We start from the raw sequence: 25659 nt of genomic DNA, 5'->3' as shown, positions 1-25659 counted from the left end.
GTCGGCACTTGGCCGGTCGATCATATGCGCCGGGGCAGGGCGTCCCCGAGGGGTGCCCTGCCCCGGTACGGACGGTCGGGCTTCGTCCGTGCTCCGTCACGATGAAGGCCCTCCTTCGTCCATGTCATCCGTCTACCGGTGCGGAAATCGCAACGCCGTTGCGTTTTCTGGCGAAAGGATGAGGGGCCCCCAGCGGATCTCAAGGGTTTGCCGCGAATTCGCCTCCGCAGCACGAATGTGCTGCTCACATGCGGTGGCGGGAACACGTCGAACAGGTGGCGCCGACGGGAAGGTGTGCTGCCGGTGGGCACGCGTCCTTGCGCATGGTCGGGAGTTCGTGCAGGTGGCGCACACCCGACACGCTTCACCCGATTGGCCTAACTCAAGGGTGGCGTCCGCGCCGCCGTGACGGACGGCCACCGCCGAAGCGCCGCGCATGTGACGGCCGGCCTGCGCAGGCGGGGAGGTTGCAGCGTCCATCCGGGTGAGGCGCGATGGAAATCGGACGCGCCTCCCCTGATGGATCCAGCCACAGGACGCGCCCGGGCGAGGAGGGATCGGCCATGGGAGCCGCTGACGGTTTCACGGATTCCGGAGAGCTCGACGGCCTGACGGTGTACGACACCGCGGGCGAGAAGATCGGCAGTGTGGGCCGGGTGTATGTCGACGACAACACCGGCCGCCCGGACTGGATCACGGTGAAAACCGGCCTGTTCGGCATGAAGGAGAGTTTCGTGCCGCTCGCCGGGGCCCGTCGCGTGGGCTCCGACCTGCACATCACACATCCGAAGGACCGCGTCAAGGAAGCGCCCCGGGTGGACGCGGACGCGCATCTGTCCGTGGCGGAGGAGGAGGAGCTCTACCGCCATTACGGACTCGCCAGGAACACCACCGCCCGGCTCGGCGGGCAGCCGGGCACCGGAACCGCATCGTCCGCGACCGGCACCACGGCCACGGGCGCGGCGGGTGCCGCCGGAACCGGAGCCATGGGCGCGGCCGGCACCTCCGGTACGGACACCTCCCGCACCACCACGCCACGCACGACCGGCACGGCCGGAACCGGTACGGGTCCGGGCAGGCACCGCGACACCGGGACGGCCGGCACGGCCCGGCCCCTCGTCGGCGCCGGGACGGGTGCCGAGCGGTCCGCCGCGGACCTGGGCGGCCAGGAGGAGTTGATCCGCTGCGAGGAGCAACTGCACATCGGCACCGAGGAGTACGAGAGCGGCAAGGCGCGCCTGCACAAGTACGTCGTCACCGAGAACGTGACCAGGACGGTGCCGGTGACACACGAAGAGGTACGGGTCATCCGTGAACCCTTGCGGCCCGGCGACAGGACGACGGGGCCCACGGACATCCGTGAGCAGGACGTCGAGGTGACCCTGCACGCCGAGCGCGCCACCACGCGCAAGGAGACGGTGCCGGTCGAGCGGGTGCGCATGGAGACCAAGAAGGTGACCGAGCAGAAGGAGGTCTCCGCGGAACTCCGCAAGGAGCAGATCGACTACGCGGACGACAGGAACATCGGGGGCGCAGACACCGGAGGCAAGGGCATGGGCGGCGAGTACGGCCGAGGGCGCAGCCGCTGACCGCCGCGCAGAACGGCGGACAGCCGCACCGGGAGCGCGAGTGAGGGGCGGGCCCGTGCCGTGTCAGGGCCTGCTCTCTCGCCGTCAGGGCCCCGGCGGCTCGCGTACGGCACCGCCACCGCAACGCCCGTCGGCCCGCGCTGCCAGCGGCCGCCGCTCCGGTCACTCCGTGCGCTCCCGCCGCTCCGGCAGGAAGCGCACCGAAGGCCGCCCGTCGGGGCCGTCCCCAGCGACCCGCGCCCGCACCCGGTAGACGTCGGCGATGAGTTCCTCGGTGATCACTTCGGCGGGGGTTCCGGCGGCCACCACCCGCCCCTCCTTCAGGACGACGATCCGGTCGCAGAACATCGCGGCCAGGTTGAGGTCGTGCAGAGCGATCACACCGGTGAGGGGCAGCGAGGTGATCAGTGACAGCAGTTCCAGCTGGTGCTGGATGTCGAGGTGGTTCGTAGGCTCGTCGAGCAGCAGTTCACGTGGTTGCTGAGCCAGTGCGCGCGCGATCTGGACACGTTGCCGCTCGCCTCCGGAAAGGGTGTGCCAGGACTGGCCGGCACGGTCGACGAGACCGGTCCGCTCCAGGGCCTCGCGCACCGCGTCGTCGTCCGCCCGGCCGGGTGCCGACCAGGCCCTGCGGTGCGGGACGCGCCCGAGGCGTACCACGTCCAGGACGCTCAACTCGACCTGGGTGACGGCATGCTGGTCGACCACGGCGACCCGCTGGGCCACGGTCCGGCGGCCGATCGCGTCGAACCGCCGGCCGTCCAGGGTGACCACGCCGGTCTCCGGGGCGAGGACCCCCGCGAGCACCCGCAGCAGGGTGGACTTGCCGGAGCCGTTCGGCCCGATCAGCCCGACGGTCGTGCCGGGCGGCGGAGCGAGGTGGACCCCGTCGAGAATGAGGCGTCCGCCCGCTTCCCGGCTGACCCGTTCGGCACGCAGCCCCTCAGTGGTTCCCCCCGTCATGTGATCCTCCGGGTGCGGTACAGGACCAGGACGAACGCGGGCACGCCGATGAGCGCGGTGACGACACCCACCGGCACCTCCTGCGGGTCGAGGACCGTCCTGGCGAGCGTGTCGACCCAGACCAGGAACACGGCCCCGGCCAGTGCGGTGACCGGCAGCAGGCGCCGGTGTCCGGAGCCGGCGAGTGCCCGGGCGGCGTGCGGGAGTACCAGGCCGACGAAGCCGATGGCGCCGGCCGAGCTGACGAGTGCGGCGGTCAGCAGCGCGGTCGTGCAGAGCAGCACGATCCGGGCGCGGGCGACCTGGACGCCGAGCGCGGCGGCGGCGTCCGGGCCGAACGCGAAGGCGTCGAGCGTACGGGCGTGTCCGAGGCAGACCAGCAGCGTCAGGACAAGAACGGCGGAGCAGATCCACACGTCGGTCCAGCCGACCCCGCTGAGCGAGCCGAGCAGCCAGAACAGCACCCCGCGGGTCTGCTCGGCGTCGGCGGAGGTCATTACCACGAAGGAGGTGAGCGCGGAGAACAGCTGCATAGCCGCCACACCGGAGAGGACGACCCGGTCGGTCGTGCCGCCCAGGGTGTGGCTCAGCAGCAGAACGAGGGCGAACGAGCACAGTGCGCCGATGAACGCGCCGGCCGAGATCGACACCGCTCCCCCACCGACCCCGAGGACGACGACCACGACCGCGCCGGTCGACGCGCCGGAGGAGACGCCGAGGACGAACGGGTCGGCGAGCGGGTTGCGGAGCAGGGACTGCATGACGGTGCCGCACACCGCGAGTCCGGCGCCGCACACCGCCGCGAGCAGGGTGCGTGGCATGCGCAGGTTCCAGATGATGCCGTCCCGGATCGGGGTGAGCCGCGTCCGGCCCCAGCCGAGGTGGGCGGCCACCGTGGACCAGACGTCGGCGACGGAGATGCGGGCGGGGCCGATGGTTACGGCGACCGCGACGGACAGCACGAGCAGCGCGACGCCGCAGGCCCACAGGACCCCGCCGCGCAGCTTCCGTACACCGTCCCCGCCTTGGGAGGCTCGCCGCGCGCCCTCCGCCCAGGTCCGCTCGGTGTCCGTCACTGCGCGAGCCCGAACGTGCGCAGCCCGGCGGCGACGCGTTCCACGCCCTCGACCGTCCGGATGGACGGGTTCATGGCCTGGCCGCTGAGCAGGATGTACCGCTGGTGCCTGACGGCATCCATGTTCTTCGTGGCGGGGTTGGACTCCAGGAATTCGATCTTCTTCGCGGCGCTCTCGGCGGTCTGTGCCTTGCGGGTCAGGTCACCGATGACCAGGACGTCGGGGTTGCGGTCGGCGACGGTCTCCCAGCTGATCTGCGGCCATTCCTCGTGCGTGTCGTCGAAGACGTTCTTCGCGCCGAGTTCCCCGGTGATGACTCCAGGTGCTCCGCAACAGCCGGCCAGGTACGGGGCCTTGGAGTCGGAGAACCAGTAGAGGAGAGTGGTACCGGAGGCGTCGATGGACCCGGTCGCCTTCTCCACCCGGGCCCGCAGCCGCGCCACGAGCGTGTCGCCGCGCTTCTGCACGCCGAACATCCTGGCCAGGTCGTGCACTTCGCCGTAGACGATGTCCATGGTCAGTGGCTCGATACGGGCTCCGTCGCCGCCGCCGCTGTTGTCCTTGCCGGTGCAGTCGGCGGGCGAGACATAGGTGGGGACGCCCAGTTCCTCGAACTGTTCGCGGGGGGCGACGCCGCCCTTGGCGAGGGTCGACTCGAACGACGCGCTGATGAAGTCGGGCTCCTGGTCGAGGACCTTCTCCGACGAGGGCCGGTTGTCGGCGATCCTGGGGACCTCGGCGTTGGCCTTCTCCAGGCCCTTCATCACCGGGTCGGTCCAGGTCGCGGTGGCGGCGAGCCGGTCGGCGAGGCCGAGGGACAGCAGGATCTCCGTCGACCCCTGGTCGACCGAGACGGCGCGGTGCGGCGGGGCTTCGACGGTGACGGTGCGTCCGCAGTTCTTCAGCGTCACGGGATATCCGTCGGCAGAGCCGGACTTCGCGGCGGAGTTGCTCGTTCCGCGGCCGCAGGCGGTCAGCAGGACGAGTCCCGCCGTGAGCAGGGCGATGGTGCGGACGGGGCTGGCTATGGACGGCACGGAGTCCCTCTGCGTCTCTGGGCCCATGCGCGGAGCCCGTTGGAGTTCTGCGCCCGGTACCGGGTCGCAGCCGCCAGCAGGTCTTCGGACTCGGGTTCCTTCGGACGGGACGCCTTCCCAGGACACCCGAGGGTGGGTCCCAGTGGCCGTGGCCCCGCCCGTCCCCCTCACCGCTGCGCGTCAGTTCCGGATTCTCACCGGATTCCCTGACTCCTACATGGAGTTCGACTGGCCCCGGCAAGCTATCACGAGCGTCTATGCAGCTCATGGGCGGTGTGGCCGGTGGTACGCCGGGCGGTGCCCCCGGTCGCACCACCCGCCCGACGCCTACGGACGCTGAAGGGCGATCACGGCGTTGTGTCCGCCGAATCCGAAGGAGTGGCTGATGGCGCGCCGGACAGGCAGCCGCAGAGGTTCTTCGGTGACGCAGTTGATGTCGAACTCGGGTGCCGGTGTGTGCAGGTTGGCGATCGGCGGTACGACTCCGCGCTGGAGCGTGAGGACGGTCAGTCCGGCCTCGATCGCTCCGGCCGCCCCCATGCAGTGCCCCAGCACGCCCTTCGGGGCGGTGACGGGCGGCCGGTGCGGGTAGACCCGGCCGATGAGGGCGGCCTCGGTGGCGTCGTTGAGCGGCGTCGCCGTGCCGTGCGCGTTGATGTGCTCGACGTCCTCGGCCGCCCAGCCCGCGTCGTGCAGCGCGGCTTCGACGGCCGCCTGGGCGACCGCGCCGGACGGGTGCGGGGTGGTGGGGTGGTGGGCGTCGGTGGTGGCGCCGGTGCCCGCGAGCAGTGCCCGGGGTCCGGCGCCCCGGGCTGCGGCGTCGGCCGCCCGTTCCAGCACCATGACGGCGGCGCCCTCGCCCATGACCAGCCCGGCACGGTCGGCCGCGAAGGGCCGGCACCGCCTGGCCGGGTCGCCGTGTGCCCGGGCCGCGGCTCCGGACCGGGCGAACCCGGCCATGGCGGCCGGGTAGACGATCGACTCGGTGGCTCCGGCGATCGCGATGTCGCACTGCCCGGTGACCAGGAGATCGCGGGCGACGGACAGGGCGGTGACACCGGACGAACACGCGGTGCACGGTGCCATGCTGGGACCGGTGGCCCGCAACTGGATCGCGATCTCGGCCGCCGGCATGTTCGGGATGGTGAGCAGGATGCCCGACGGCGAGATGGCATCCGGTCCGTGCCGTTCGAGTACGACGGCCTGCTCGGTCAGTGAGGCGGAGCCGCCGCTGCTGGTGCCGACGACCACCGCGACCCTGCTGCCCTCCCACCGCGCCGGGTCGAGTCCGGCGTCGGCGACCGCCTCCCGGGCGGCGAGGACGGCGAACTTGACGTACCTCCCCATCCGGAAGGACGTACGGCCGCCGATCGCGGCGTCCAGATCGATTCCGTCGACGGTGCAGGCGAAATCGATCGCGCAGCCTTCGAGTGCCGCGACGGTACGCACCGGCGAGACTCCGGCGCACACACCTTTCCAGGTGGATTCGGTGTCGTTGCCGACCGGAGTGATCATTCCCAGGCCGGTGACGGCGATGGCAGGCTTGTTCATCGGGCGTTGCTCATCGGTGCCGAGCCGCCCACCGGCGCCCCGCGGCCCGCTGTCGCGTCGATGAACCGCGTGATGTCGGCGAGGGTGGCGTCCTTGGGGAGCCTGTCGAAGGCCTCGTCGCCGCCCGCCGTCTCCCTGATGAGGACGGCGAACTCCGCGACGGCGAGGGAGTCCATCTCCAGGCTGTCCATCGTGGAATCCGGGCGGATCTCGGCGGCGGGCACTTTGAAGGTGTGTGTGAGCACCTCGGTGATCTTGGGATGAATCGCACTCATGAGCTTCCTCTCCATCATTCGGTACGGCTGCCGGGGACGGTGTGGGCATCGTCCCGATGCCGGATCAACTGGGTGGCGTGCCTCCAGTTACGCCTTGTGGCGAACCGATTCGGCACCGTCTTTCCGCGGGAGTCCGCACCACGGGCCAGGACGGCCGCCGTACCCCAGAAGGCGAGCAGCACGACCCGGACGCCGAGGGCCCCGGCCGCCTCCCGAACCCGATGGGTCCGCGGGCCCGTTCCGGTCCTGGTCATGGCCCTCATCGCGGTCCCTGAGCCGCCGTCCGGCCGCCGTGCTGCTGCCAGGCGGCCGCCGGGTCGTCGTACGCGTCCACGTAATCGACCCCCGCGATGGGCCAGTCGGCGAGCAGTTCCTGCGGCAGTGCGAAGGAGTCGACCAGGACGGGCAGTTGTGGGGCGACGGCGGTGATGAGCTGATCCACGGCCTCCGGCAGCCGGTTTACCTGATCGCTTGTCAGGTGACCTGCGGCCAGCAGGTCACCGCTGTTCCTGGCGATCCACTCGAGTGCGAACAGCCGTTGCAGTGTGACGAGTTGCTCGCGGGCGGGCCCGTCCGGCAGACCGGCCACCGCGTCCGCGTACGCCTCGGCCGCCTGCCGGTGGGCGTGGGCCTCGACACCGCGCAGGGCGGGCCCGGCCGCGGAGTTCCAGCGCCCGAGCGGATCGCCGTGCGGTGCGCGCCCCATCCGTGCCCTGGCCCGGCCGAACCAGATCTCCTCCAGAGCCGCCAGGAGCCTGCCGAGGAACCGGGGGTCGGCGAGATCACCGGGTGCGCCGCCGGAGGGGGTTCCGCGCCCGGCGGGTTCGGTGACGAAGAGCATTTCCGCGGCCGCCTTGGCGTGGATGGCCAGGTTGTCGCCCTCGGCGGTGATGGCGCCCTCCACTCCGGTGAGGAGTTCGCTCATGCCGTTGTTCTCCAGGAGCGCCTGGGCGCCGCACCGTTCACGGCATTCGACGATCACGGACCTGGCCCGCCAGGTGATCCACCCCTTGGCCACGGCGACCAGCCGCTCCGCCTCCTCCGGGCCCGCGCCCGAGCCGTCCTCCCGCCGCTCCCAGCGGTCCAGGGCCCGGCGGTGCAGCAGGCTCATCGCGAAGACGGTGGCCATGGCCACGGCCAGCGGGCCGTGGTGGCTGCGGTGGGCGAGCACCGGTACCTGCCGCGAGCCGCGCGGCCCGGAGATGTACCGGTGACCGCCGTAGCGGACGGCGACGGCGAGTGTCGCGCGCGCGGAGCCGACCGCGCACGCGCTCATCGAGATCTTCCCGGAGGTGACGCGTCCGATCGACACGCGGAGTCGATGCCTCCGGTTGCCGACGGTGCTACTGAATCCGCCGTCGCCGCCGATCCGTCCGTGGTCCCCGCCGAGCAGCGCGTCGCGGCCCACGAAGACCTGGTCGAAGGAGGTCAGGCAGTGGTCCACCGGGCTCCCCATGCGTGCGGGAAGCCTGCGGACCCGTACACCGGGCAGGGCCCGTACGGCATCGGTGAGCGGTACGAGAAAGAGGAAGACCCCCTGATCGGTGCCGTCGACGAGCAGTCGGGCGGCCACGAGCCCCGTCTTGGGGCCGCCCGCCGGACTGGTGTTGGGCATGAATTTCTGCGCGCCCGCGTGCGGGGTGTGCAGCACGAACCCGTCGCGTGCGCGGTCGTAGGCGGCCACCGTCTCGACGGCCGCCACATCGTTGCCGTGCGCCACCTCCGTACAGAGAAAGGTGCCGATGCTCCGCAGCCGGAGGAAGTCCGACAGGTCGCGCCGGGTGTCGCCCTCGTGGTCGAGGAGGGTGCCGAGAAAGAGGTTGTAGTGGATGCCCGCCACCGTGGCCAGTGCCGGGTCGACCGGCCCGAGCCATTCGTGCAGGGCCGCGAGGGCGCGCGGGTCGGCGGCGAGCCCGGCGCCGCTGTCGAGGCAGTCGTTGAGGATGCGCAGCCGCTCGTACGTGAGACCCAGGCGCTCCTCGGGAGTGCGGCGCTCCGGGCGGCGGAACGGTTCCGTGCTGATCAGCCGCTGCCAGAAGCCATGCTCCCGGCGGTAGTTGTCGCCGAGGAGCACAGCGGTGAGGAGGTCCGTGGACGGTTCGGTGAAGGGGCAGTCGATCGTTGCGGTCATGCGACAAGAACGACTCAGTCGACGGCGAGGACACCGGGGGCCGTCCGCCGCGGACCGTCCGGTTCGACGCGCTGGAAGGCGAGCGCGACGTTGTGCCCGCCGAAGCCGAAGGAGTGGCTGATCGCCCGCTCGACGTACTGAGTGCGGGGCTCCTCGACCACACAGTCGAGGTCGAACCCGTCCGGCAGCGAGTCCAGGTTGGCGATCGGTGGGACGAGCCCCTGCTCCAGGGTCAGTACGGTGGCCACCGCCTCGATCGCCCCGCCCGCCGCGAGGGTGTGCCCGAGCACGCCCTTCGGCGCCGTCACCGAAGGCCGGTGCGGGAACAGGTCCGAGATGAGCTCCGTCTCCATCGCGTCGTTCAGCGGCGTCGATGTGCCGTGCGCATTGATGTGATCGACCTCCTGGGCCGCCCAGCCCGCCTCGTGCAGCACCGCCTCCACGGCCCTGCGCGGCCCGGCTCCGTCCGGGGCCGGGGCCGTGGGGTGGTGGGCGTCGGTGCCGGAGCCCGCACCGGCCAGGAGGGCGCGCGGCCGCCCGCCGCGGGCGTACGCGGCGGGTGTCCGCTCCAGGACGAGCGCGGCGGCACCCTCACCGAGCACGAATCCGTCCCGGTCCGCGGCGAACGGCCGCGATGCCCCGGTCGGATCACCGCTCCGCCGGGAGAGCGCGCCCATGCCCGCGAAGGCGCTCACCACCAACGGAGTCACTACGGATTCCGCGCCGCCCGCCACCACCACATCGCACCGGCCGTTCATCAGCAAGTCGCGGGCCACGGCGATCGCGGTCGCCCCGGACGCGCATGCCGTCGCCGGCGCCAGGCTCGGGCCGTACGCCCGCAACGCGATGGCCACCTCCCCGGCGGCCGCGTTGGGCATCATCATCGGGACCAGGAGCGGCGACACCGCGTCCGGTCCCTGGTCGTCCAGCCTGCGCACATTGTCGATGAGCGCGGACACCCCGCCCACACCGACACCCAGCACCACGCCGACCCGGCCGCCGTCCCACCGCTCCGGTGACAGCCCGGCGTCCGCCACCGCCTGCCGGGCGGCGACCAGCGCCATCTTCACGAACCGTGCCATCCGCCACACCGCGCGGCCACCGACGGCATCGTCCAGATCGAGCCCGTCCACCGGACAGGCGAAGTCGACGGGCAGCCCCGCCAGTTCGTCACAGCGCCGGGCCACGGACACACCGGCGCACAGGCCCGCCCAGAAGGTGTGCTCGTCCGCGCCCGCCGGAGTCACCAGCCCCATTCCCGTCACCGCGACACCCATGTCCGCCCGCCCCATGTTCCGCCCCTCCGCCGAAATCGATCACGTCTACCGGTTGTCGAACGGCAGTCGCCCCGGCGAGGATGCGCTCACTGAGCCGAACGGGTCACCGATGGGCCGAGTGGACCGATCCGCGCAGCACGTCCGGTACGCGCGTTCCCCCGTCCGCAGCAGTCCACCGCGCTGCGCGCACCGGGGCGGCATCCCCTTGGGTAATGGAAGCGGACGACAACCGGTCAGAATCCCCCGACGCGCGCCCGGAACTGGAGGCGCTGCACGCCAGGGTGTCGGCGCTGGAGGCCCGTGCGCCGGCGCGGCACCGGCTGCGGGCCCGTTCGTTCCTCGCCGTGCTGCTCATCCTCGTCGCGGCCGTCCTCACACCGCTGAGCATCGTGTCCACCTGGGCGAAGAACCAGATCGGCGACACGGACAACTATGTGGCGATGATGGCGCCCCTCGCATCCGATCCCCATGTGCAGGCCGCGGTGAGCGACCGCGTCACCGGGGCCGTCATGAAGCACCTCGATGTGAAGGCGTTGCTGGCCGATGTCGCCCCCGCGGACCGGCCGGTGGTCGACAAGGCGCTCACGCGCCTGAGCGGCCCCCTCACCACGGGAGTCACGGCCTTCGTCCACGGAACCGTGGAGAAGTTCGTCACGAGCGACGCCTTCGCGACGATCTGGACCGGTCTCAACCGGGCCGCCCAGTCCGCGACGCTGAAGGCACTGACCGGCAGCGGCCACGGGGCGGTGAAGCTCGCGAACGACACCGTCACCATCGACCTGGCGCCCGTGATCGACCGGGTGAAGAAACGCCTCGTCGACCGGGGGCTGACGATCGCCGCGAAGATCCCCGAGATCCACACCGACTTCACGGTGCTGACCTCCGACGCGGTCGGCAAGGCCAAGAAGGGGTTCCGGGCCCTCCAGATCATCGGCTTCTGGCTGCCGCCGGTCACTCTGCTCCTGGCCGCGGGCGGGGTGCTGCTCGCGGTGCGCCGCCGTCGCGCCCTGGTCGCGACGGCGCTCGCGGTCGCGGCGGGTGCCGCGGTGCTCGCCATGGCCATGTGGCTGGGCCGCGCGTTCTATCTCGACAGTCTCCCGCCCGAGGTGTCGCAGCCGGCGGCCGGTTCCGTCTTCGACGCCCTGGCGGGCCCGGCACGCACCCTGGTCCGGATGGTGATCACGCTCGGCGTCGTGGTGGCCCTCGCCGCGTGGCTCACGGGTGCCGGCAACGCCGCCACCCGCGTCAGGGCCATGTGGAGCGACGGCATCGGTGCGGTACGGGACGCGGCCGGTGTCACCGGCGGCCCGGTCGGCAGGTGGGTGCACCGGGCCCGGGTCTGGCTGAACTGGACGGTGGTCGTGGTGGCCGCCGCGGTCCTGGTGGCGTGGGACCGGCCGACGGGCCTGGTCACCGTGTGGATCGCGCTGTGCGCGTTGTGCGCGCTCGCCGCCATCGAGTTCCTCGACGACGACAGCACGCCGCATCTGGCGGTGCCCGGACTCCGGTGACCTCGTCGGTGAGTCACGAACGTGGGGGGACGAGCGGGGCCTGGCCCGGGTGGACTCGGAGCAGGCTCTGCGGCACCGTCGTGTTCAGCCCCGGGCGAGCGCCGCCTTCAGTTCCGTCTCGTCCGGCGGGTTGGCGCCGGCCCGGGCGACGGTCACGGCGGCACTGGCCGCCGCGTGGCGCAGGACATCAATCACGGTGTCCCGGTCGAGCGAGCGCAGCCGTTCGCGGCCGTCCGCACCGAGCAACCCGTGTGTGGCGAGGGCGTGCAGGGTGCCGGACATGAAGGCGTCGCCCGCCCCCACCGTGTCGACGACGTCGGTGGAAAGCGCGTCGACCGTCACCCGCCCGCCGGGGAAGACGGCCAGCGCACCGTCGCCTCCCCGGGTGACGAGGACGACGGCCGGGCCGGTGATGAGCCACCGCTCGGCGATCTCCTCCGGCTCCTCACCCGGATACAGCCACTCCAGGTCTTCGTCGCTGGCCTTGACCACGTCGCTGAGCGCGACGCAGCGCTCGACCTTGCGGACGGCCGCGTCGTGGTCCCCCATCAGCTCGGCTCGCACATTGGGGTCGTAGCTGACGGTCGCGGACGTCCGCAGCGACTCGACGGCCGCGAGGACGGTGGCCGCACCGGGTGCCATCACCGTCGCGATGGAGCCGGTGTGGACATGGTGAGGCGGCCGGTCCGGGGTCACCGGGGCGAGCGTCCAGGTGATCTCGAAGGTGTACGCGGCCCGGCCGCCGTCGTCCAGGGTCACGGCGGCGGACGGGGTGGGCGCCGTGGCACCGTCCGTGCGGACCTCGACCCCTGCAGCGGCCAGGTGGTCCCTGATCAGCCCTCCGTTGTCGTCCGGGCCGAGCTGGGTGAGCAGGGTGGTGCCGTGTCCGAGCCTGGCCAGGCCGTACGCCACATTGGCTGGGCTGCCTCCCGGGTGGACCTGATCGGCCGCACCCGGCAGCCGGACGATGTCGGCGACGCACTCGCCGATGACCAGCAGGTCGAGTCTGTCGAGCATGAGGGTGGGGTCTCCTGGAGTGCGGTGACGAGGGTGTCCTGGTCCCGGGCCCGGATCAGCAGTCGCGCGTTGTTCGTGGCCACTTCGGATACCCCCTGCGTCCCGCCGGGGGCGGACGTGCTCCGGTGACGCGCTTCAGTCGCGCGCGTCAGTTCGATGTCGTGGGCAGGTTACGACGGGCGGACGGTATCAAGGGGTGTGACGGACGGAGTCCCCCGGCCCTGTGGGGAGGGCCGGGGGACTCGGGTCCGAACACGGGTCAGGAGGCGTCCTTCCGCCCCTCCTCCCCGTACCGCCGCTCGAACTTGGCGACCTGTCCCTCGGAGTCGACCACGCGGGCCTTCCCGGTGAAGAACGGGTGGCTCTGCGCGGAAATCTCCACGTCGATGACGGGGTAGCTGTTGCCGTCGTCCCAGTCGATCGTCTGCTCGCTCGACGCGGTGGACCGGGTCAGAAAGGCGTAGCCCGCCGAACGGTCACGGAAGACCACGGGACGGTAGGGCGGGTGCTTGTCCTTTTGCATGCCTGCTCCTGGGGACGTGCGGGATCGGCTCGGGGGCGCTCCTGGCCAGCCTCGCGAACCGGGACGCCCGGCGCGATCGCTGACGTCCGTACGGGGCATCGGCACGGGCGGAGACGCCCTGGGGCCGCGTACCTCATCGCGAGTGGGCGACCGACTCCAGCGCGTCGGCCACGAGTGGCAGGAATCGCGCGTGGGCCTGCGGGCTGCAGACCGGCTCCGGGTTCCAGGGCAACACCCGGGCGACGCGCTAGCTGGACGTGCGCGGCGGGCCGTCCGGTTCCGGGAAACGGTCCTCGACGAGGGGCAGCCACCGCTTGCGGAACTCCGTCACGAAGCGCGCCGTGTCGGCGGTCCCCAGGATGTAGCCGACCGCCCGGGCCGTGTTCCGTGTCGATCCGGGCGGCAGCCGTTCGTACAGAGAGTGAGGGACCGGCACGGCGCCGGTGTCGTAGGCGAGGAGGAACACCTGGCTCGCCGCCGGGCACTTCCGGAGGGCTGAACGGAATCGTCAGCCGGTATCGACACCGAGCCCGGTCAGGAACGCCGCAGCGGCCGGGGTGGGGCGGAAGCGGCTCCAGACCAGCCGCTCCGTGCGGGCGGGCGCATCACGGACCGGCAGCACATGCACGCCGGGCAGTTCCGCCGCGAAGGCGGCCGGCAGCATGGCGATGCCGAGCCCGCTGCGGACCAGCCGGACGATGAAGTCGGTGCCGCTGACCTCGAACGCCACCTCGCGGGTGAGTCCCATCGCCGCGAACGCCTCCTCCGACTGCGCCCGGGCCGCAGTGCCGTCGGGGTGGTCGACGAACATCTCCTTCGCCAGCCGTTCCAGCCCCACTTCCGCCTTCCCGGCCAGGGGGTGGGTGGGGGCGACGACGGCGACCAGTTCGCCCGTGGCGAGCTCGTGATCGCTCACGCCCTTCGGCCGGTAGCTCGGCAGCACGCCCAGGAACGCCACGTCGAGCGTGCCGTCCCGTACCTCCTGGACCAGGTCCTTGCTCGCCCCGTCCCGCAGGACGATATGCACCTTCGGGTAGCGGAGGTGGAACGCCCGCAGCGCGGCCGGGATGTCGACCGCGGCAATGGTCGGGATGGCTCCGACCGCGAGGCGGCCGTGGACCTCCCCCGTCGTGGCGGCGACCTCGGCCCGGGCCCGCTCCGCCGCGTCCAGCGCCTGCCTGGCCTCCGGCAGGAACGCCTCGCCCGCCGCGGTGAGCCGAACCTGACGGCTGGTGCGGTCGAAGAGCCGGGCCCCCAGCTCCTTCTCCAGCCGCGCGATCTGATGGCTCAACGCGGACTGGACGACCAGACACCTCTTCGCGGCGCGGGTGAAGCTCCCCAGTTCCGCCACCGCGACGACGTACCGCATCTGCTGAAGTTCCATCCATCCATCGTGAACCACGATCGATGGAATGAAAAACATGTGTTGGACTCATGGATGGTGGATCCTCGAGGGTGAGGGACATGGCTCATTCCACACACGGGACCCGCAGTCGCGCCGTCCCGCGCACGCTCCCCGATCCGCCCGCGCCGGGGCGCGGCCTGGTTCTGCTCATGGCTCTCGCCGCCGGGCTCTCCGCCGCCGGAAACTACTTCGCGCAGCCGCTGCTCGACGTCATCCAGGTGAACCTGCACATCGGTGTCACCGCGGCGGGGCTGATCGTGACCGCCGCGCAGGCCGGGTACGCGCTGGGCCTGATCCTGCTCGTTCCCCTCGGGGACGTGATGGACCGCCGACGGCTCGCGGTGATCCTGTTCGCGCTCACCGCCTTCTTCCTCCTGGTGACGGCCGCGGCCCCCACCGGCCCCCTGCTGATCGCCGGGACCCTGCTCATCGCGCTGACCTCCGTCGGGGCGCAGGTCGTAGTGCCGTTCGCGGCTGCCCTCGCGGCTCCCGCCGAACGCGGCAGGATCGTCGGTGTCGTCATGTCCGGTGTCCTGCTCGGCGGGCTGTTCGGACGACTGGCCTCCGGTGCGCTGTCCGAGCTCGGCGGCTGGCGGACCGCGTACTGGGTGAACGCGCTGCTCATGGCCGTCATGGCGATACTCCTGCACAACCGGCTCCCACGGCTGTCCCGGCCGCGCGACGCGGCCACCATGCCGTACACCGGACTGCTGCGCTCCACGCTGGCCCTGCTGCGGCGGGAACCCCTGCTGCGGTGGCGGGCGGCCATCGGCGCGTTCTCCATGGCCTCGTACAGCGTCCAGTTGACCGCGCTGACATTCCTGCTGACCCGGCCTCCCTTCCACTGGAACGCGGCCGCCATCGGACTGTTCGGGCTGGTGGGCGTCATCGGTGTCGTGGGCATGAATATCGCGGCGCGGCTGAGCGACCGCGGCAGGGTGCAGGCGGTGTCGGGCACGGCGGCCGCGCTCCTCACGCTCTCGTGGCTGCCGCTGCTGGCCGGCGAGTCCTCGCTGCTGTGGCTGGCGGTCGGGGTGATCTCGCTGAACATCGCCCAGCAGGCGGGGCTCAACAGCGGTCAGACCGTGATCTACGCGCTCCGCCCGGAGGCCCGCAACCGGATCAACTCCGGATTCATGACGCTGTTCTTCCTGGGCGGTGCGGCCGGAGCCTCCCTGGCTTCGGTGGTCTGGTCGCGGGCGGGCTGGAGCGGCATCTGCCTCCTGGGTGGTTCGCTGGCCGCCGGAAGCCTCGTCCTGTGGGTTCTGGAGCGCGTCCGGGTGGCCTCCGCCGCACGTCCCGGTACCGCCTCCGTCACTCGTTGACGGCTGTCAGCAGCACCACGGCGTCCTCCAGCGCCAGCAGTCCGTGCCGCTCCTGCGGAACCGGCTGGAGCGCACCGGCGCTCAGCTCCACATCGCCCGAGGCCGCCGTGAGGCGCACCCTGCCGCGGAGCACTTGGAGGGAGGCCGCGGCGGGTGCGTTGTGCTCGTCCAGCGCGAAGCCCGAGGCGAGCGCGATGACGGTCTGGCGCAGGGGTTCCTGATGCAGCAGGCGGTGGGCGCTGCGGCCGTGCGCGGATGCGCGGGCCACGGCCAGATGCTCGTCGGCGAGGGCATTCAGATCGTCCATATGCCCACTGTGCCGCAGCCCTCGCGCACCCGCGATCCTGCCGACGGCCCGTCCCCGGTCCACCGGTATCTCACATCCGGCTCCTTCTCCTCGTTGCGGCTGCCGTCGTCGAACTCGACCGCGGTGAATCCGTATCGCTCGTAGAAGGCACGGGCGGCGGTGTTGCGCTGGAAGACGTACAGGGTGAGCCCGTCGGGAGCGGTCTCGCACACCTTGGCCAGGAGCAGGGAGCCGATGCCCCGACGCCGTACGTCGGGGCGCAGATACAGGTGTTCCAGCTCGGTTCCGTCGAGGGAGGCGAAACCCAGCAGCTCCCCGGTCCCCGTCTCGGCGATCCACACCGTTGTTCCGGGCAGGACGACATGGGTCATCCAGGCGAGCGTGTCCTCGTCGCTGTGCACCTTCGGGAGGTGCGGCATGGACGCGGCGCGGGAGTCGAGGAAGAGCCGGGTCAGCGGCCCCGCGTCCTCGGCGGTGGCCTCGCGCAACAGGACGCGGCCGGCGGGCGCGGACTCGTTCGGTGCCATCTCTCGTCTCTCTCTTCCTGCGTTCGTCCGGAACCCGGTTCGCCCGGAACCCAGTTCGTCCCGGTCCCGCCAGGTGACGCCGTCGGGCGGTGGACCGCTCCTCGTCGTGGACGAACATATGCCGGGGCCACGCGGCGCCTCCACAGGAATTGCGCTGCACCTCCGGGCAGCCCGGCCTCCGGTGCCGACGGCGGGGCAGTCGCGGACCGGCGTGGGCCACCCGCGAAAATGATGCGGGGAAGACCGCAACGACCGACCGATACGGAGGAGTGGCAGATGCCGCACGAACGAGCTGGACAGCCGGCCCGGCCGGAGGATCTCACCGATGTGGCCCGGCTGGTGACCGCGTATTACACGCTGCACCCGGATCCGTCCGTGCCGGACCAGCGGGTGGCGTTCGGTACCTCCGGCCATCGCGGGACTTCCACGGCCACCGCGTTCAACGAGGACCACATCGCCGCCACCAGCCAGGCCATCAGCGAGTACCGGGCGCGGCAGGGCACGGACGGGCCCCTCTTCCTCGGCGCCGACACCCACGCACTGTCGGAACCCGCCAGGATCACCGCCATCGAGGTGTTCGCCGCCAATGATGTGACGGTGCTCATCGATCCGGCCGACGGCTACACACCGACCCCGGCGGTGTCGCACGCCATCCTCACCCACAACCGGGGCCGGACCTCGCGGCTCGCCGACGGCGTGGTGGTCACTCCGTCCCACAACCCGCCCGGCGACGGCGGGTTCAAGTACAACCCGCCGAACGGCGGTCCGGCAGGGTCCGAGGCCACCGGTTGGATCCAGGAGCGCGCCAACGAGATCATCGCGGCCGGCATGAAGGACGTACGTCGGCTGCCCTACGCCCGCGCACGGGCGGCGTCGACCACCGGGACGTACGACTTTCTCGGCAGTTACGTCACCGATCTGCCGTCCGTGCTCGACCTGGACGCGATCCGCTCGGCCGGGGTGCGGATCGGTGCCGATCCGCTCGGCGGCGCGTCGGTCGCGTACTGGGGCCGGATCGCGGAACAGCACCGGATCGATCTGACCGTGGTCAATCCCCTGACCGACCCCACCTGGCGGTTCATGACGCTGGACTGGGACGGAAAGATCCGGATGGACTGCTCGTCGCCGTACGCGATGGCCTCACTGATCGGGCAGCGCGACCGCTATCGGATCGCGACCGGGAACGACGCCGACGCCGACCGGCACGGCATCGTCACACCCGACGCCGGGCTGATGGACCCGAACCACTACCTCGCCGTCGCCATCGACTACCTGTACTCCCACCGCGAGCAGTGGCCGGCCACCGCGGGCATCGGCAAGACGCTGGTCTCCTCGGGAATGATCGACCGGGTCGCCGCCGGTCTCGGCCGTGAACTGGTCGAAGTGCCGGTCGGCTTCAAGTGGTTCGTCGACGGACTGGCCGACGGATCGCTCGGGTTCGGCGGCGAGGAGTCGGCCGGCGCCTCGTTCCTGCGCCGCGACGGATCGGTGTGGACGACCGACAAGGACGGCATCATCATGGCGCTGCTCGCCTCGGAGATCCTCGCGGTGACGGGCAAGTCGCCGTCGGAGCATTACGCCGCGCTCACCGCCCGGTTCGGCGAACCGGCGTACGCCCGGATCGACGCCCCCGCCGACCGGGAGCAGAAGGCGGTTCTCGGGCGCCTCTCCCCCGAGCAGGTCACCACCGACACCCTGGCCGGCGAACCGGTCACGGCCGCGCTGACGGAGGCGCCCGGGAATGGCGCGCCCATCGGCGGCGTCAAGGTGACCACCGAGAACGCCTGGTTCGCCGCCCGCCCCTCGGGCACGGAGGACGTCTACAAGATCTACGCCGAGTCGTTCCTCGGCAGCGACCATCTCGGTCGGGTGCAGGAGGAGGCCAAGGCCGTCGTCTCCGCGGCCCTCAACGCCTGAGTCCGTCCGGCGCGGCGTTCCGGCGATCGCCGACAAGTGCGGCGCCCCGTGGCCGGGTTGGCCACGGGGCGCCGCGATCAGGGCGGTGGCGGCCGTTCCGGGGACGGGGAGCGGGCGCCGGTCGGGTCAGTCGCGACCGTCGTGGTGGTGACGGCGGCCGCGGTCGTCGCTGCCTCCGTGATCGCGGCCCTGGTGACCGTTGCGGCGGTCGTAGTCGTCGCGGTCGCGGTCGCGGTCGCGGCCCTGGTGGCGGTTACGGCCGTCGTAGTCGTCGCGGTCGTGACCCCAGGACTTCGAGTCGACTCGGCGGCCGTTCGCGTCCCTCAGTGTCGCCGTGTCGCGGGCGTCCCAGACGTACCTGCGGAGGTCCTGGTAGACGTCGCGGTCGGTGTCGCGGCCGATTCCGGTGTGCACGCGCACGGAGGAGCGGCCGGCCAGGCGCAGGTAGAACCGGTAGGTGCGGTGGCTCTCGTCGCTCAGGGTCCAGCCGCGGAGGTTGACCGAGTGGCGGCCGGTGTTGGTGACGGTGACCCATTCGCCGTTGAGGCTGCGGTTGGAGCCGTCGTCGCGACCGCGGCTGTGGTACTGGATCTCGCCCAGGACCACCGCCGGACGTTCGTCGGTCCGGCTGTGACCGTGACCGTGGCCGCGGTCGCGACCGCGCCCGTGGTCGTGTTCGTCTGCGATCGCCGGGAGTGCGGCGGCCGCCACCAGAGCACCGGAAGCGAGGACGGCGGCGGTGAACCGCCGTGCGAAACGGGACATGAAAACCCCTCGGATACGGGCCCGGACCCCTGCGGTCCGAGCGTTGTTCGGTCCCGGCCTGTTGCCGAGAACGCACACTGTGGCCCGGTGACCCGAGTCATGGAAGGCGCCCTGATACGTGTGACGAAGTACGGACATTTCCGTCACACGCGCCTGCACCGGGCACGCATCCCGGCCGTCCGAGTACCTGTCAATCACTGCCCGCTACATCCACCCGCCCGGCGCCGCACCGGCGCAGCCGGCGGTGATCCCGGGCTCGGGACGCACGGCCGCACGCACCCCGCGCGAGCCGCCCGGGAATTCCGTAACAGCCGCTGTCCGGAGAGCTTTGAACCCCCGTTCCCTCAGCCGCGGAAACGAGAACGACAGTTCTACGGCAGGGCCGTTGCGCGGTGCGGACAACAGTGGTTCAGTGACAGAGAAAGATATGAATCGAGGTTCAGAACATCATGGCCTACCGCCCCACCGCCCGCACGGAGGCGACCCGGCTCGCGCACCGCGAACGGTTGCTGGAAGCCGCACGGCAGCTGCTGGCCGAGGGCGGGTACGCGGCGGCCGGCATCTCCGCGATCGCCGACCGGGCCGGTGTCGCCACTGGCAGCGTCTACAACCACTTCGCCTCCAAGCAGGAACTGCTCGCGGCGGTCTTCCGCCATGTCGCAGGTCATGAGCTCGGCACGGTGCGGGAGGCGGTGCGGGCGCGGAGCGGTGCCGACGAGCAGTTGCGCGCGCTGGTCGAGGTCTTCGCGTACCGTGCGCTGCGCAACCCGCGTACGGCCTGGGCGCTGCTGGCCGAACCGGTCGATCCGCTCGTCGAGCAGGAGCGACTGACGTACCGGCGCGGCTATCACGCCCTCGCCGAGTCGGCCATCGCCGCAGGGATCGCCTCGGGTGACCTTCCCGCGCAGAACGCTCGGTTGTCGGCCGCCGCCGTGATCGGAGCGGTCAGCGAGGCACTGCTCGGCCCGCTGTCACCGGTGAGCGGGCGGACCGACCCGGAACCGGTCGTGGCAGGCATCACCACGCTGTGTCTGAGAGCGGTCGGAGCCCACGGCACCTGATCGCGGGCCGCACCGGCTCCCCCGCTTCCCCGCCGCCCCGCCCACCTCCCCAGGACAGGAACCCGCGATGACCCTCACCCCGCACCGGACCGGCCTCCGGCCCGACGCCCCCGCACCGCACCCCACCCACGAGGTCACCAACCAGGCCCCGCCCAGGAAGGGTCTCGACGAGTACGGCACCAATCCGCCGCTCGCGGAGGCCGTCCGGGCCTTCGGCGCGGCCTGGCACGAGAAGGAGCTGCACGAGATCGGCACCCTGGTCGGTTCCGAGCGGTTCCAGAACGACGCGGAGCTCGCCCACACCTCACCGCCCGTCCTGCGCACCCATGACCGTTACGGCAACCGCGTCGACGAGATCGACTTCCACCCCGCGTACCACGAGGTCATCGGCTCGGCGGTGAACCACGGCACGCACACCGCGGGCTGGGCCGACCCGAAGCCAGGAGCGGCGGTGGCACGGGCGGCCTCCTTCATGCTGTTCGCCCAGATCGAACCCGGCCACGCCTGCCCGATGTCCATGTCGCATGCCGTGGTCCCGGTGCTGCAACGCGATCCGGACGTGGGGCGGGACTGGCTGCCGGGCCTGCTCAGCCGCTCGTACGACCCCCGGCCGATCGCCCCGGGCCGCAAGTCGGGGCTGACGTTCGGCATGGGGATGACGGAGAAGCAGGGCGGCTCCGACGTCCGCGCCAACACCACGCGGGCCGTCCCGCTGGCCTGCGACCCCGAGGGCCGGGCCCACCTGCTGACCGGTCACAAGTGGTTCTTCTCGGCCCCGCAGTCGGACGCGTTCCTGGTCCTGGCCCAGGCCGAGGCCGGGCTCACCTGCTTCCTCGTGCCGCGTGTGCTGGCCGACGGCACCCGTAACACGGTCCGTATCCAGCGGCTGAAGAACAAGCTCGGCAACAAGTCGAACGCCTCCTCCGAGGTGGAGTTCGACGGCACCTGGGCGGTACGGGTCGGCGAGCCCGGCCGCGGTGTCCCCACCATCATCGAGATGGTCAACCACACCCGGCTCGACTGTGTGCTCGGCACCACCGCGGGCATGCGCCAGTCGGTGTCCGAGGCGATCTGGCACGCGCACCACCGCAGCGCGTTCGGTGCCCGGCTGGTCGACCAGCCGGCCATGACGGCGGTCCTCGCGGATCTGGCACTGGAGACGGAGGCCGCGACCTGGACCTCACTGCGCCTGGCCCATGCGTACGAGGCCGACAGCGGCGAGTCCGAGGCGATGTTCCGGCGGCTGGCCACCGCCGTGGCCAAGTACTGGATCTGCAAGCGCGGTCCGCACCACGCCTACGAGGCGCTGGAATGCCTGGGCGGCAACGGCTACACCGAGGACTGGCCGCTGGCCCGGCGCTATCGCGAGCAGCCGGTGATGGCGGTGTGGGAAGGCTCCGGCAATGTCATCGCCCTCGATGTGCTGCGGGGCATCGCCAGGACCCCGCAGTCGCTGGACGCCTTCTGGGCCGAGCTGGAGACCACGGCCGCTGCGAGTTCCGTGCTGGACGGCCACATCCGTCGGGTGCGCCGGGAGCTGGCCGAGGACCTGCGCGACCCGCTCGCCGCGCAGACCCGCGCCCGGGCGACGGTCGAGGGCATGGCGCTGGCTCTGCAGTCCTCGCTGATGCTGCGTCATGCCCCGGCTGCGGCCGCCGAGGCGTTCGTCGCCGCCCGGCTCGGCGAGGAGCGTGGCCACCAGTACGGCATCCTGCCGCGCGGCACCGACGCCGCGGCGATCGTGGAGCGGCACTTCGGCCAGGGTGGCTGAGAGCCTGTCGCTCACCGATGGATCGCCCCGGACGTTTCCGTGAGCGGGCTACCGGTGCCGCCCCAGCGCAGTGCGACGATCTCCGCCGCGATCGATACGGCCACCTCCTCGGGGGTGCGCGCGCCGAGGTCGAGGCCGATGGGCGAGCGCAGACGGGCCAGTTCCGCTTCGCCGAGACCGGCCTCGCGCAACCGGGCCAGGCGGTCCTCGTGGGTCCGTCGGCTGCCCATCACCCCGATGTACGCGGCCGGGGTGCGCAGGGCCACCTCCAGCAGCGGGACGTCGAACTTCGGGTCGTGGGTGAGTACGCACATCACGGTCCGTGCGTCGGTCTCCGTGCCACGCAGATACCGGTGCGGCCAGTCGACGATCACCTCCGCACCGTCCGGGAAACGGCGGGGGTCGGCGAAGGCGGGGCGGGCGTCGCAGACGGTGACGCGGTAGCCGAGGAACGCCCCGATCCGGGCCACCGCCGCGGCGAAGTCGATCGCGCCGAAGACCAGCATCCGGGGCGGCGGGACGAACGACTGGAGGAACACGGTGACCTCGTCCTCGCGCCGTTCGCCGTCGGGGCCGTAGTGCCGCAAGCCGGTTGCGCCCTGGGCGAGTTCCCCTCGGGCGTCGGCGGTGACGGCGGCGTCGAGTCCACTCGCGCCCAGCGAGCCGGAGACGGTGTCCGGCCGGACGGCGAGGGCGGCGCCGCGCGGGGCGGGGCCGTCGGTCACGGTGGCGGCCACCACCGGCCGTCGAGCGGCGACCGATGCGGCGAGTTCACCGAAGGAGACGTCGTACGCGGCCGTCACGGGGCGTACGAGAAGGGTGATCTCACCGCCGCAGGTGAGACCGACGGCGAAGGCGTCCTCGTCGCTGTAGCCGAAGGTACGGAGCTGGGCACGGCCGGTCTCCATGACCTCCTTGGCCAGTTCGAAGACCGCGCCCTCGACGCAACCCCCGGAGACGCTGCCGACGACCTCGTCGTCCGGGCCCACGGCCATCGCCGCCCCCGGGCCGCGCGGCGCGCTGCGGCTGACGGCGACGACGGTGGCGAGCCCGAACGGCTCCCCGGCGGCGTACCAGCGGCTGAGCGCCGGAAGAATCTCACGCATCGGCCACCTCCGCCGAGGCCCGGATGTGTGCCGTCCTGCCCGCGCCCGCTTCGCCCTCGTGGCACGGCGGCCGGTGCGGTGCAAGGCTCAGGCCGTGGTGTCGGACCACGCGTACGGCGGTGCGACGGGCCCGGTCGCGGGTCCGGCGCCGACCGATTCCAGTTCCTGGTCGGCGGCCTTCATCAGCTGCGCGGCAATGTCCTTCATGGCACGGCTCGCCGCGAGTTCGTCGCCGATGGAGGGGACGTCCACGTCCTGCGGGTTGCAGCGGGCGACCCCGTGACCCACGAGCTTTTCCGAGCCGGTGTCCAGCACCGCCTCCGCCCTGGTCGTACCGTCCTCCTCGGACAGGCCTACCCGGACCTTCCATTCCAGCGTGCGAGTCATCGCGCACCTCCTGCGACCGCGCGCGGACTCCGTGCGCCGCCACGACGCGGTCCTGCCACCAGCATCCCCCCGGCCGGGCCCGTCCGCGCGTTCCGGATCGTCCTGCCGTGATCACGGCGCCGCTTCTCGTCCTGCGGGGCTCGCAGCGCCGAAATAGGATGCGGGAGTCATTTCCCCCGAGTGCGGAGCCGCCCATGAACCGGCGTCGTCCTCCCCGTGCGGCAAGCGCCGGCGAACTGCTCACCACTCTGCAGCAGCTCACCGAACGGGCCCGCCAGGAGGTGGAGCTGCACCGGGCGCGGGTGGAACTGGCCGAGGTGCTGCAGCGGGAGATGCTGCCTTCGGCGCTGCCCGCCCTCCCGGGGCTGCAGACGGCTGCCCGGTACACGCCGGCCCGCAGCGGACTGGACATCGGTGGTGACTGGTACGACGGGTTCGTGCTGCCGGACGGCGCGCTGGCGTTCGCCATCGGGGACGTACAGGGCCATGACGTCGAGGCGGCCGCTTTCATGGGCCAGATCCGCATCGCCATGCGGGCGATAGCCGCCACCGCCTCGGATCCCGGCGAGGTCGTGGGCCGGACCAACGATCTGCTGCTCTCGGTGGACTCGGGCCTCTTCGCGACCTGCACCTTTGCCCGCCTCGACCCGGTCACCCGGGAGCTCCACACTGCCCGCGCCGGGCATGTCGCCGCCGTATGGGCCACCGCCGACGGGCTCTCCGGTCTCACCGACGACGAAGGCGGCCTGCCCCTGGGGATCCGGGCGGGTGAGCGCTATCCGGTCACCCGGCGGCGCCTGACGAGCCCCGGCGTGTTCGTCCTGGTCACCGACGGGGTGATCGAGGGTCCTTCGTTCCCGATAGACGAGGGGCTGGACGCGGTGACGCGGCTCGCGGCCTCCCGGGTGGCCGGCGACGCCGACGAGCTGGCCGACGCGGTTCTGCGCGCGGCGGAGCGGACCGGACACCAGGACGACGCCGCCGTTCTCGTCCTGCGCCACGGGGCGGTTCCCTGCGGGGAGTGGTGACGCCCGGGTACGGGACGAGCGTGTCAGACAGCCGCACCGGTCCGGGTCGGTGTCTGATGAGATGTGTGATCCGCAGCAAGGTGTCCAGCAGCGAGAGAACGATAGGTACAGCCTCGTCCGTACTGCGCGTCCTGGCCGTCGCCGCCGCCTACTACCTGACCGGTGGGCTCGGTCTGGTCCGCGGGGTGTCCGTCCACGGCACGGTCGTCACCCCGCTCTGGCCGCCCACGGGCATCGCGCTGGGCGCCCTGCTCTTCCTGGGGCTGCGCGCCTGGCCCGGTATCGCACTGGGCTCCCTGTCCGTCATCGCCACGCTCAGCGGCTCGGCCTCGCCGATCACCGTCGTCGTCGTGGCGGGCGACACCCTGGCTCCGGTCTGCTCGTACCTGATACTGCGCAGGGCCGGTTTCCGCACGGAGCTGGACCGGCTGCGCGACGGAGTCATGCTGGTGTTCCTCGGCGCGCTGGCGGGCATGGTCATCAGCGCGACCGTGGGCACGTGCATGCTGGTGGTGGACGACAACCTGCCGCTGAGCGGTTTCTGGCCGGTCTGGACGGCATGGTGGTCGGGGGACGCGACGGGCGTACTCGTGGTCACCCCGCTGCTGCTCGTGCTGCGCGGGGTTCGGATGCCGCGGGCCACGGACCGGTGGATCGAGGCGAGCGCGCTGGCGGTGGCCTCCGTGGCGGTCTCGCTGCTGGCCACCAGGACCTCGCTGGCGATGATCTACCTGGTGTTTCCGCTGATCATCTGGGCGGCTCTGCGTTTTCGGCTGGCGGGGAGCGCGCCGTGCGCCTTTCTGGTGTCGGTCCTGGCGGTCGCCGCGGGAACGCAGGGTGTGGGGCCGTTCGAGGGCCACACCGTCCTTCATGTGATGGTGAATCTCGCCGTGTTCAACGGTTCGGTGGCCCTGACCGCGCTGCTGCTCTCGGCCGTCGTCACCGAGCAGAGCAACATCCGCCTCAGAATCCAGCGTGCCTGTGAGGAGCTGGCCGAGGTGATGGAGCGGCTGGCGCCGGGACGGTCCCCGGGCGGCTGGCCGCCCCGGCCCGACGACGAGCCCGACGGCCTCTGACCTCGTTCCCCCGGACGGCCGGGCCACGGCTGCG

The 25659-nt window shown here is 71.8% G+C and carries 24 protein-coding genes, 2 pseudogenes and 1 riboswitch; of the genes and pseudogenes, 8 read left to right on the top strand and 18 right to left on the bottom strand.

Features of this window, described 5'->3' with window-relative positions:
• Nucleotides 1-563 precede the first annotated feature (563 nt).
• Nucleotides 564-1589: a DUF2382 domain-containing protein gene (locus ACZ7L9_RS28080; RefSeq protein WP_471419421.1), complete on the top strand. Its 1026-nt coding sequence runs from the start codon at nt 564-566 to the stop codon at nt 1587-1589.
• 162 nt (nt 1590-1751) lie between these two features.
• On the opposite strand, the gene ACZ7L9_RS28075 is transcribed toward ACZ7L9_RS28080, so the two are convergent.
• The 8 genes from ACZ7L9_RS28075 to ACZ7L9_RS28040 form a co-directional block, all read right to left on the bottom strand.
• Nucleotides 1752-2552, bottom strand: a complete 801-nt coding sequence (locus tag ACZ7L9_RS28075; RefSeq protein ID WP_471419419.1) for an ABC transporter ATP-binding protein — start codon at nt 2550-2552, stop codon at nt 1752-1754.
• Nucleotides 2549-3628, bottom strand: coding sequence for a FecCD family ABC transporter permease (locus ACZ7L9_RS28070; protein WP_471419417.1), 1080 nt, complete (start codon nt 3626-3628; stop codon nt 2549-2551). The genes ACZ7L9_RS28075 and ACZ7L9_RS28070 overlap by 4 nt, the downstream gene beginning before the upstream one ends.
• The gene (locus ACZ7L9_RS28065) at nt 3625-4665 is read right to left on the bottom strand and encodes an ABC transporter substrate-binding protein (RefSeq protein WP_471419415.1); all 1041 of its coding nucleotides are present in this window, start codon (nt 4663-4665) and stop codon (nt 3625-3627) included. The genes ACZ7L9_RS28070 and ACZ7L9_RS28065 overlap by 4 nt, the downstream gene beginning before the upstream one ends.
• A gap of 58 nt (nt 4666-4723) precedes the next feature.
• Nucleotides 4724-4913, bottom strand: a riboswitch (cobalamin riboswitch).
• 79 nt (nt 4914-4992) lie between these two features.
• Nucleotides 4993-6216, bottom strand: a complete 1224-nt coding sequence (locus ACZ7L9_RS28060) for a beta-ketoacyl-[acyl-carrier-protein] synthase family protein (RefSeq protein ID WP_471419413.1) — start codon at nt 6214-6216, stop codon at nt 4993-4995.
• Nucleotides 6213-6491, bottom strand: a complete 279-nt coding sequence (locus tag ACZ7L9_RS28055; protein WP_471419411.1) for an acyl carrier protein — start codon at nt 6489-6491, stop codon at nt 6213-6215. The genes ACZ7L9_RS28060 and ACZ7L9_RS28055 overlap by 4 nt, the downstream gene beginning before the upstream one ends.
• Before the next feature lie 14 nt (nt 6492-6505).
• Nucleotides 6506-6745 (bottom strand): hypothetical protein, encoded by a 240-nt coding sequence (locus ACZ7L9_RS28050; RefSeq protein ID WP_471419410.1) that lies wholly within the window; start codon nt 6743-6745, stop codon nt 6506-6508.
• A 5-nt stretch (nt 6746-6750) separates the two neighbouring features.
• Entirely contained in the window at nt 6751-8622 is a 1872-nt protein-coding gene (locus tag ACZ7L9_RS28045) for an acyl-CoA dehydrogenase family protein (RefSeq protein WP_471419408.1), read from the bottom strand.
• A gap of 14 nt (nt 8623-8636) precedes the next feature.
• Nucleotides 8637-9914, bottom strand: coding sequence for a beta-ketoacyl-[acyl-carrier-protein] synthase family protein (locus tag ACZ7L9_RS28040; protein WP_471419406.1), 1278 nt, complete (start codon nt 9912-9914; stop codon nt 8637-8639).
• Nucleotides 9915-10111: 197 nt separating this feature from the next.
• Between ACZ7L9_RS28040 and ACZ7L9_RS28035 the strand changes: the two genes are divergently transcribed.
• Nucleotides 10112-11410: a hypothetical protein gene (locus ACZ7L9_RS28035; RefSeq protein ID WP_471419404.1), complete on the top strand. Its 1299-nt coding sequence runs from the start codon at nt 10112-10114 to the stop codon at nt 11408-11410.
• Nucleotides 11411-11494: 84 nt separating this feature from the next.
• On the opposite strand, the gene ACZ7L9_RS28030 is transcribed toward ACZ7L9_RS28035, so the two are convergent.
• The 5 genes and pseudogenes from ACZ7L9_RS28030 to ACZ7L9_RS28010 all read right to left on the bottom strand — a co-directional run bounded on the left by ACZ7L9_RS28030 (nt 11495) and on the right by ACZ7L9_RS28010 (nt 14334).
• Entirely contained in the window at nt 11495-12427 is a 933-nt protein-coding gene (locus ACZ7L9_RS28030; RefSeq protein ID WP_471419402.1) for a carbohydrate kinase family protein, read from the bottom strand.
• A 259-nt stretch (nt 12428-12686) separates the two neighbouring features.
• Nucleotides 12687-12950 (bottom strand): type B 50S ribosomal protein L31, encoded by a 264-nt coding sequence (locus tag ACZ7L9_RS28025; protein ID WP_471419401.1) that lies wholly within the window; start codon nt 12948-12950, stop codon nt 12687-12689.
• A gap of 133 nt (nt 12951-13083) precedes the next feature.
• Nucleotides 13084-13191 (bottom strand): annotated as a pseudogene (locus ACZ7L9_RS28020) (ABC transporter substrate-binding protein); the annotation flags it as partial.
• 15 nt (nt 13192-13206) lie between these two features.
• Nucleotides 13207-13332: pseudogene (locus ACZ7L9_RS28015) on the bottom strand (GNAT family N-acetyltransferase); the annotation flags it as partial.
• Nucleotides 13333-13458: 126 nt separating this feature from the next.
• Complete coding sequence (locus ACZ7L9_RS28010) at nt 13459-14334, bottom strand: LysR family transcriptional regulator (RefSeq protein WP_471419399.1); 876 nt, start codon at nt 14332-14334, stop codon at nt 13459-13461.
• 80 nt (nt 14335-14414) lie between these two features.
• Here ACZ7L9_RS28010 and ACZ7L9_RS28005 point away from each other — a divergent pair, with 80 nt between their 5' ends.
• The gene (locus ACZ7L9_RS28005) at nt 14415-15680 is read left to right on the top strand and encodes an MFS transporter (protein WP_471419396.1); all 1266 of its coding nucleotides are present in this window, start codon (nt 14415-14417) and stop codon (nt 15678-15680) included.
• On the opposite strand, the gene ACZ7L9_RS28000 is transcribed toward ACZ7L9_RS28005, so the two are convergent.
• Nucleotides 15670-15987 (bottom strand): cupin domain-containing protein, encoded by a 318-nt coding sequence (locus tag ACZ7L9_RS28000; RefSeq protein WP_471419394.1) that lies wholly within the window; start codon nt 15985-15987, stop codon nt 15670-15672. The genes ACZ7L9_RS28005 and ACZ7L9_RS28000 overlap by 11 nt on opposite strands.
• On the bottom strand, nt 15975-16514 hold the full coding sequence (locus tag ACZ7L9_RS27995; RefSeq protein WP_471419393.1) for a GNAT family N-acetyltransferase: 540 nt from the start codon (nt 16512-16514) through the stop codon (nt 15975-15977). The genes ACZ7L9_RS28000 and ACZ7L9_RS27995 overlap by 13 nt, the downstream gene beginning before the upstream one ends.
• 276 nt (nt 16515-16790) lie before the next feature.
• Here ACZ7L9_RS27995 and pgm point away from each other — a divergent pair, with 276 nt between their 5' ends.
• The gene (gene pgm, locus ACZ7L9_RS27990) at nt 16791-18431 is read left to right on the top strand and encodes a phosphoglucomutase (alpha-D-glucose-1,6-bisphosphate-dependent) (RefSeq protein WP_471419391.1); all 1641 of its coding nucleotides are present in this window, start codon (nt 16791-16793) and stop codon (nt 18429-18431) included.
• A gap of 126 nt (nt 18432-18557) precedes the next feature.
• On the opposite strand, the gene ACZ7L9_RS27985 is transcribed toward pgm, so the two are convergent.
• Nucleotides 18558-19196, bottom strand: a complete 639-nt coding sequence (locus tag ACZ7L9_RS27985; protein ID WP_471419389.1) for a lamin tail domain-containing protein — start codon at nt 19194-19196, stop codon at nt 18558-18560.
• Nucleotides 19197-19645: 449 nt separating this feature from the next.
• Here ACZ7L9_RS27985 and ACZ7L9_RS27980 point away from each other — a divergent pair, with 449 nt between their 5' ends.
• Together ACZ7L9_RS27980 and ACZ7L9_RS27975 are read left to right on the top strand one after the other, a co-directional pair.
• On the top strand, nt 19646-20257 hold the full coding sequence (locus ACZ7L9_RS27980; protein ID WP_471419387.1) for a TetR/AcrR family transcriptional regulator: 612 nt from the start codon (nt 19646-19648) through the stop codon (nt 20255-20257).
• Nucleotides 20258-20324: 67 nt separating this feature from the next.
• A complete protein-coding gene (locus ACZ7L9_RS27975; RefSeq protein WP_471419385.1) occupies nt 20325-22028 on the top strand; it encodes an acyl-CoA dehydrogenase family protein in 1704 nt (567 codons plus the stop codon).
• A gap of 11 nt (nt 22029-22039) precedes the next feature.
• Here the strand turns inward: ACZ7L9_RS27975 and ACZ7L9_RS27970 are convergent, their stop codons facing one another.
• Nucleotides 22040-23134, bottom strand: a complete 1095-nt coding sequence (locus ACZ7L9_RS27970) for an XdhC family protein (RefSeq protein ID WP_471419384.1) — start codon at nt 23132-23134, stop codon at nt 22040-22042.
• A gap of 87 nt (nt 23135-23221) precedes the next feature.
• Complete coding sequence (locus tag ACZ7L9_RS27965) at nt 23222-23521, bottom strand: DUF1876 domain-containing protein (RefSeq protein ID WP_471419382.1); 300 nt, start codon at nt 23519-23521, stop codon at nt 23222-23224.
• A 194-nt stretch (nt 23522-23715) separates the two neighbouring features.
• Between ACZ7L9_RS27965 and ACZ7L9_RS27960 the strand changes: the two genes are divergently transcribed.
• Complete coding sequence (locus tag ACZ7L9_RS27960; protein WP_471419380.1) at nt 23716-24549, top strand: PP2C family protein-serine/threonine phosphatase; 834 nt, start codon at nt 23716-23718, stop codon at nt 24547-24549.
• 80 nt (nt 24550-24629) lie between these two features.
• The gene (locus tag ACZ7L9_RS27955) at nt 24630-25625 is read left to right on the top strand and encodes an MASE1 domain-containing protein (protein ID WP_471419475.1); all 996 of its coding nucleotides are present in this window, start codon (nt 24630-24632) and stop codon (nt 25623-25625) included.
• Nucleotides 25626-25659: the final 34 nt, after the last annotated feature.

The organism is Streptomyces sp. NPDC111516, from assembly GCF_055635345.1.
Note: the sequence above shows the minus strand (reverse complement) of the source record. Positions and strands in the feature narration are given on the sequence as shown.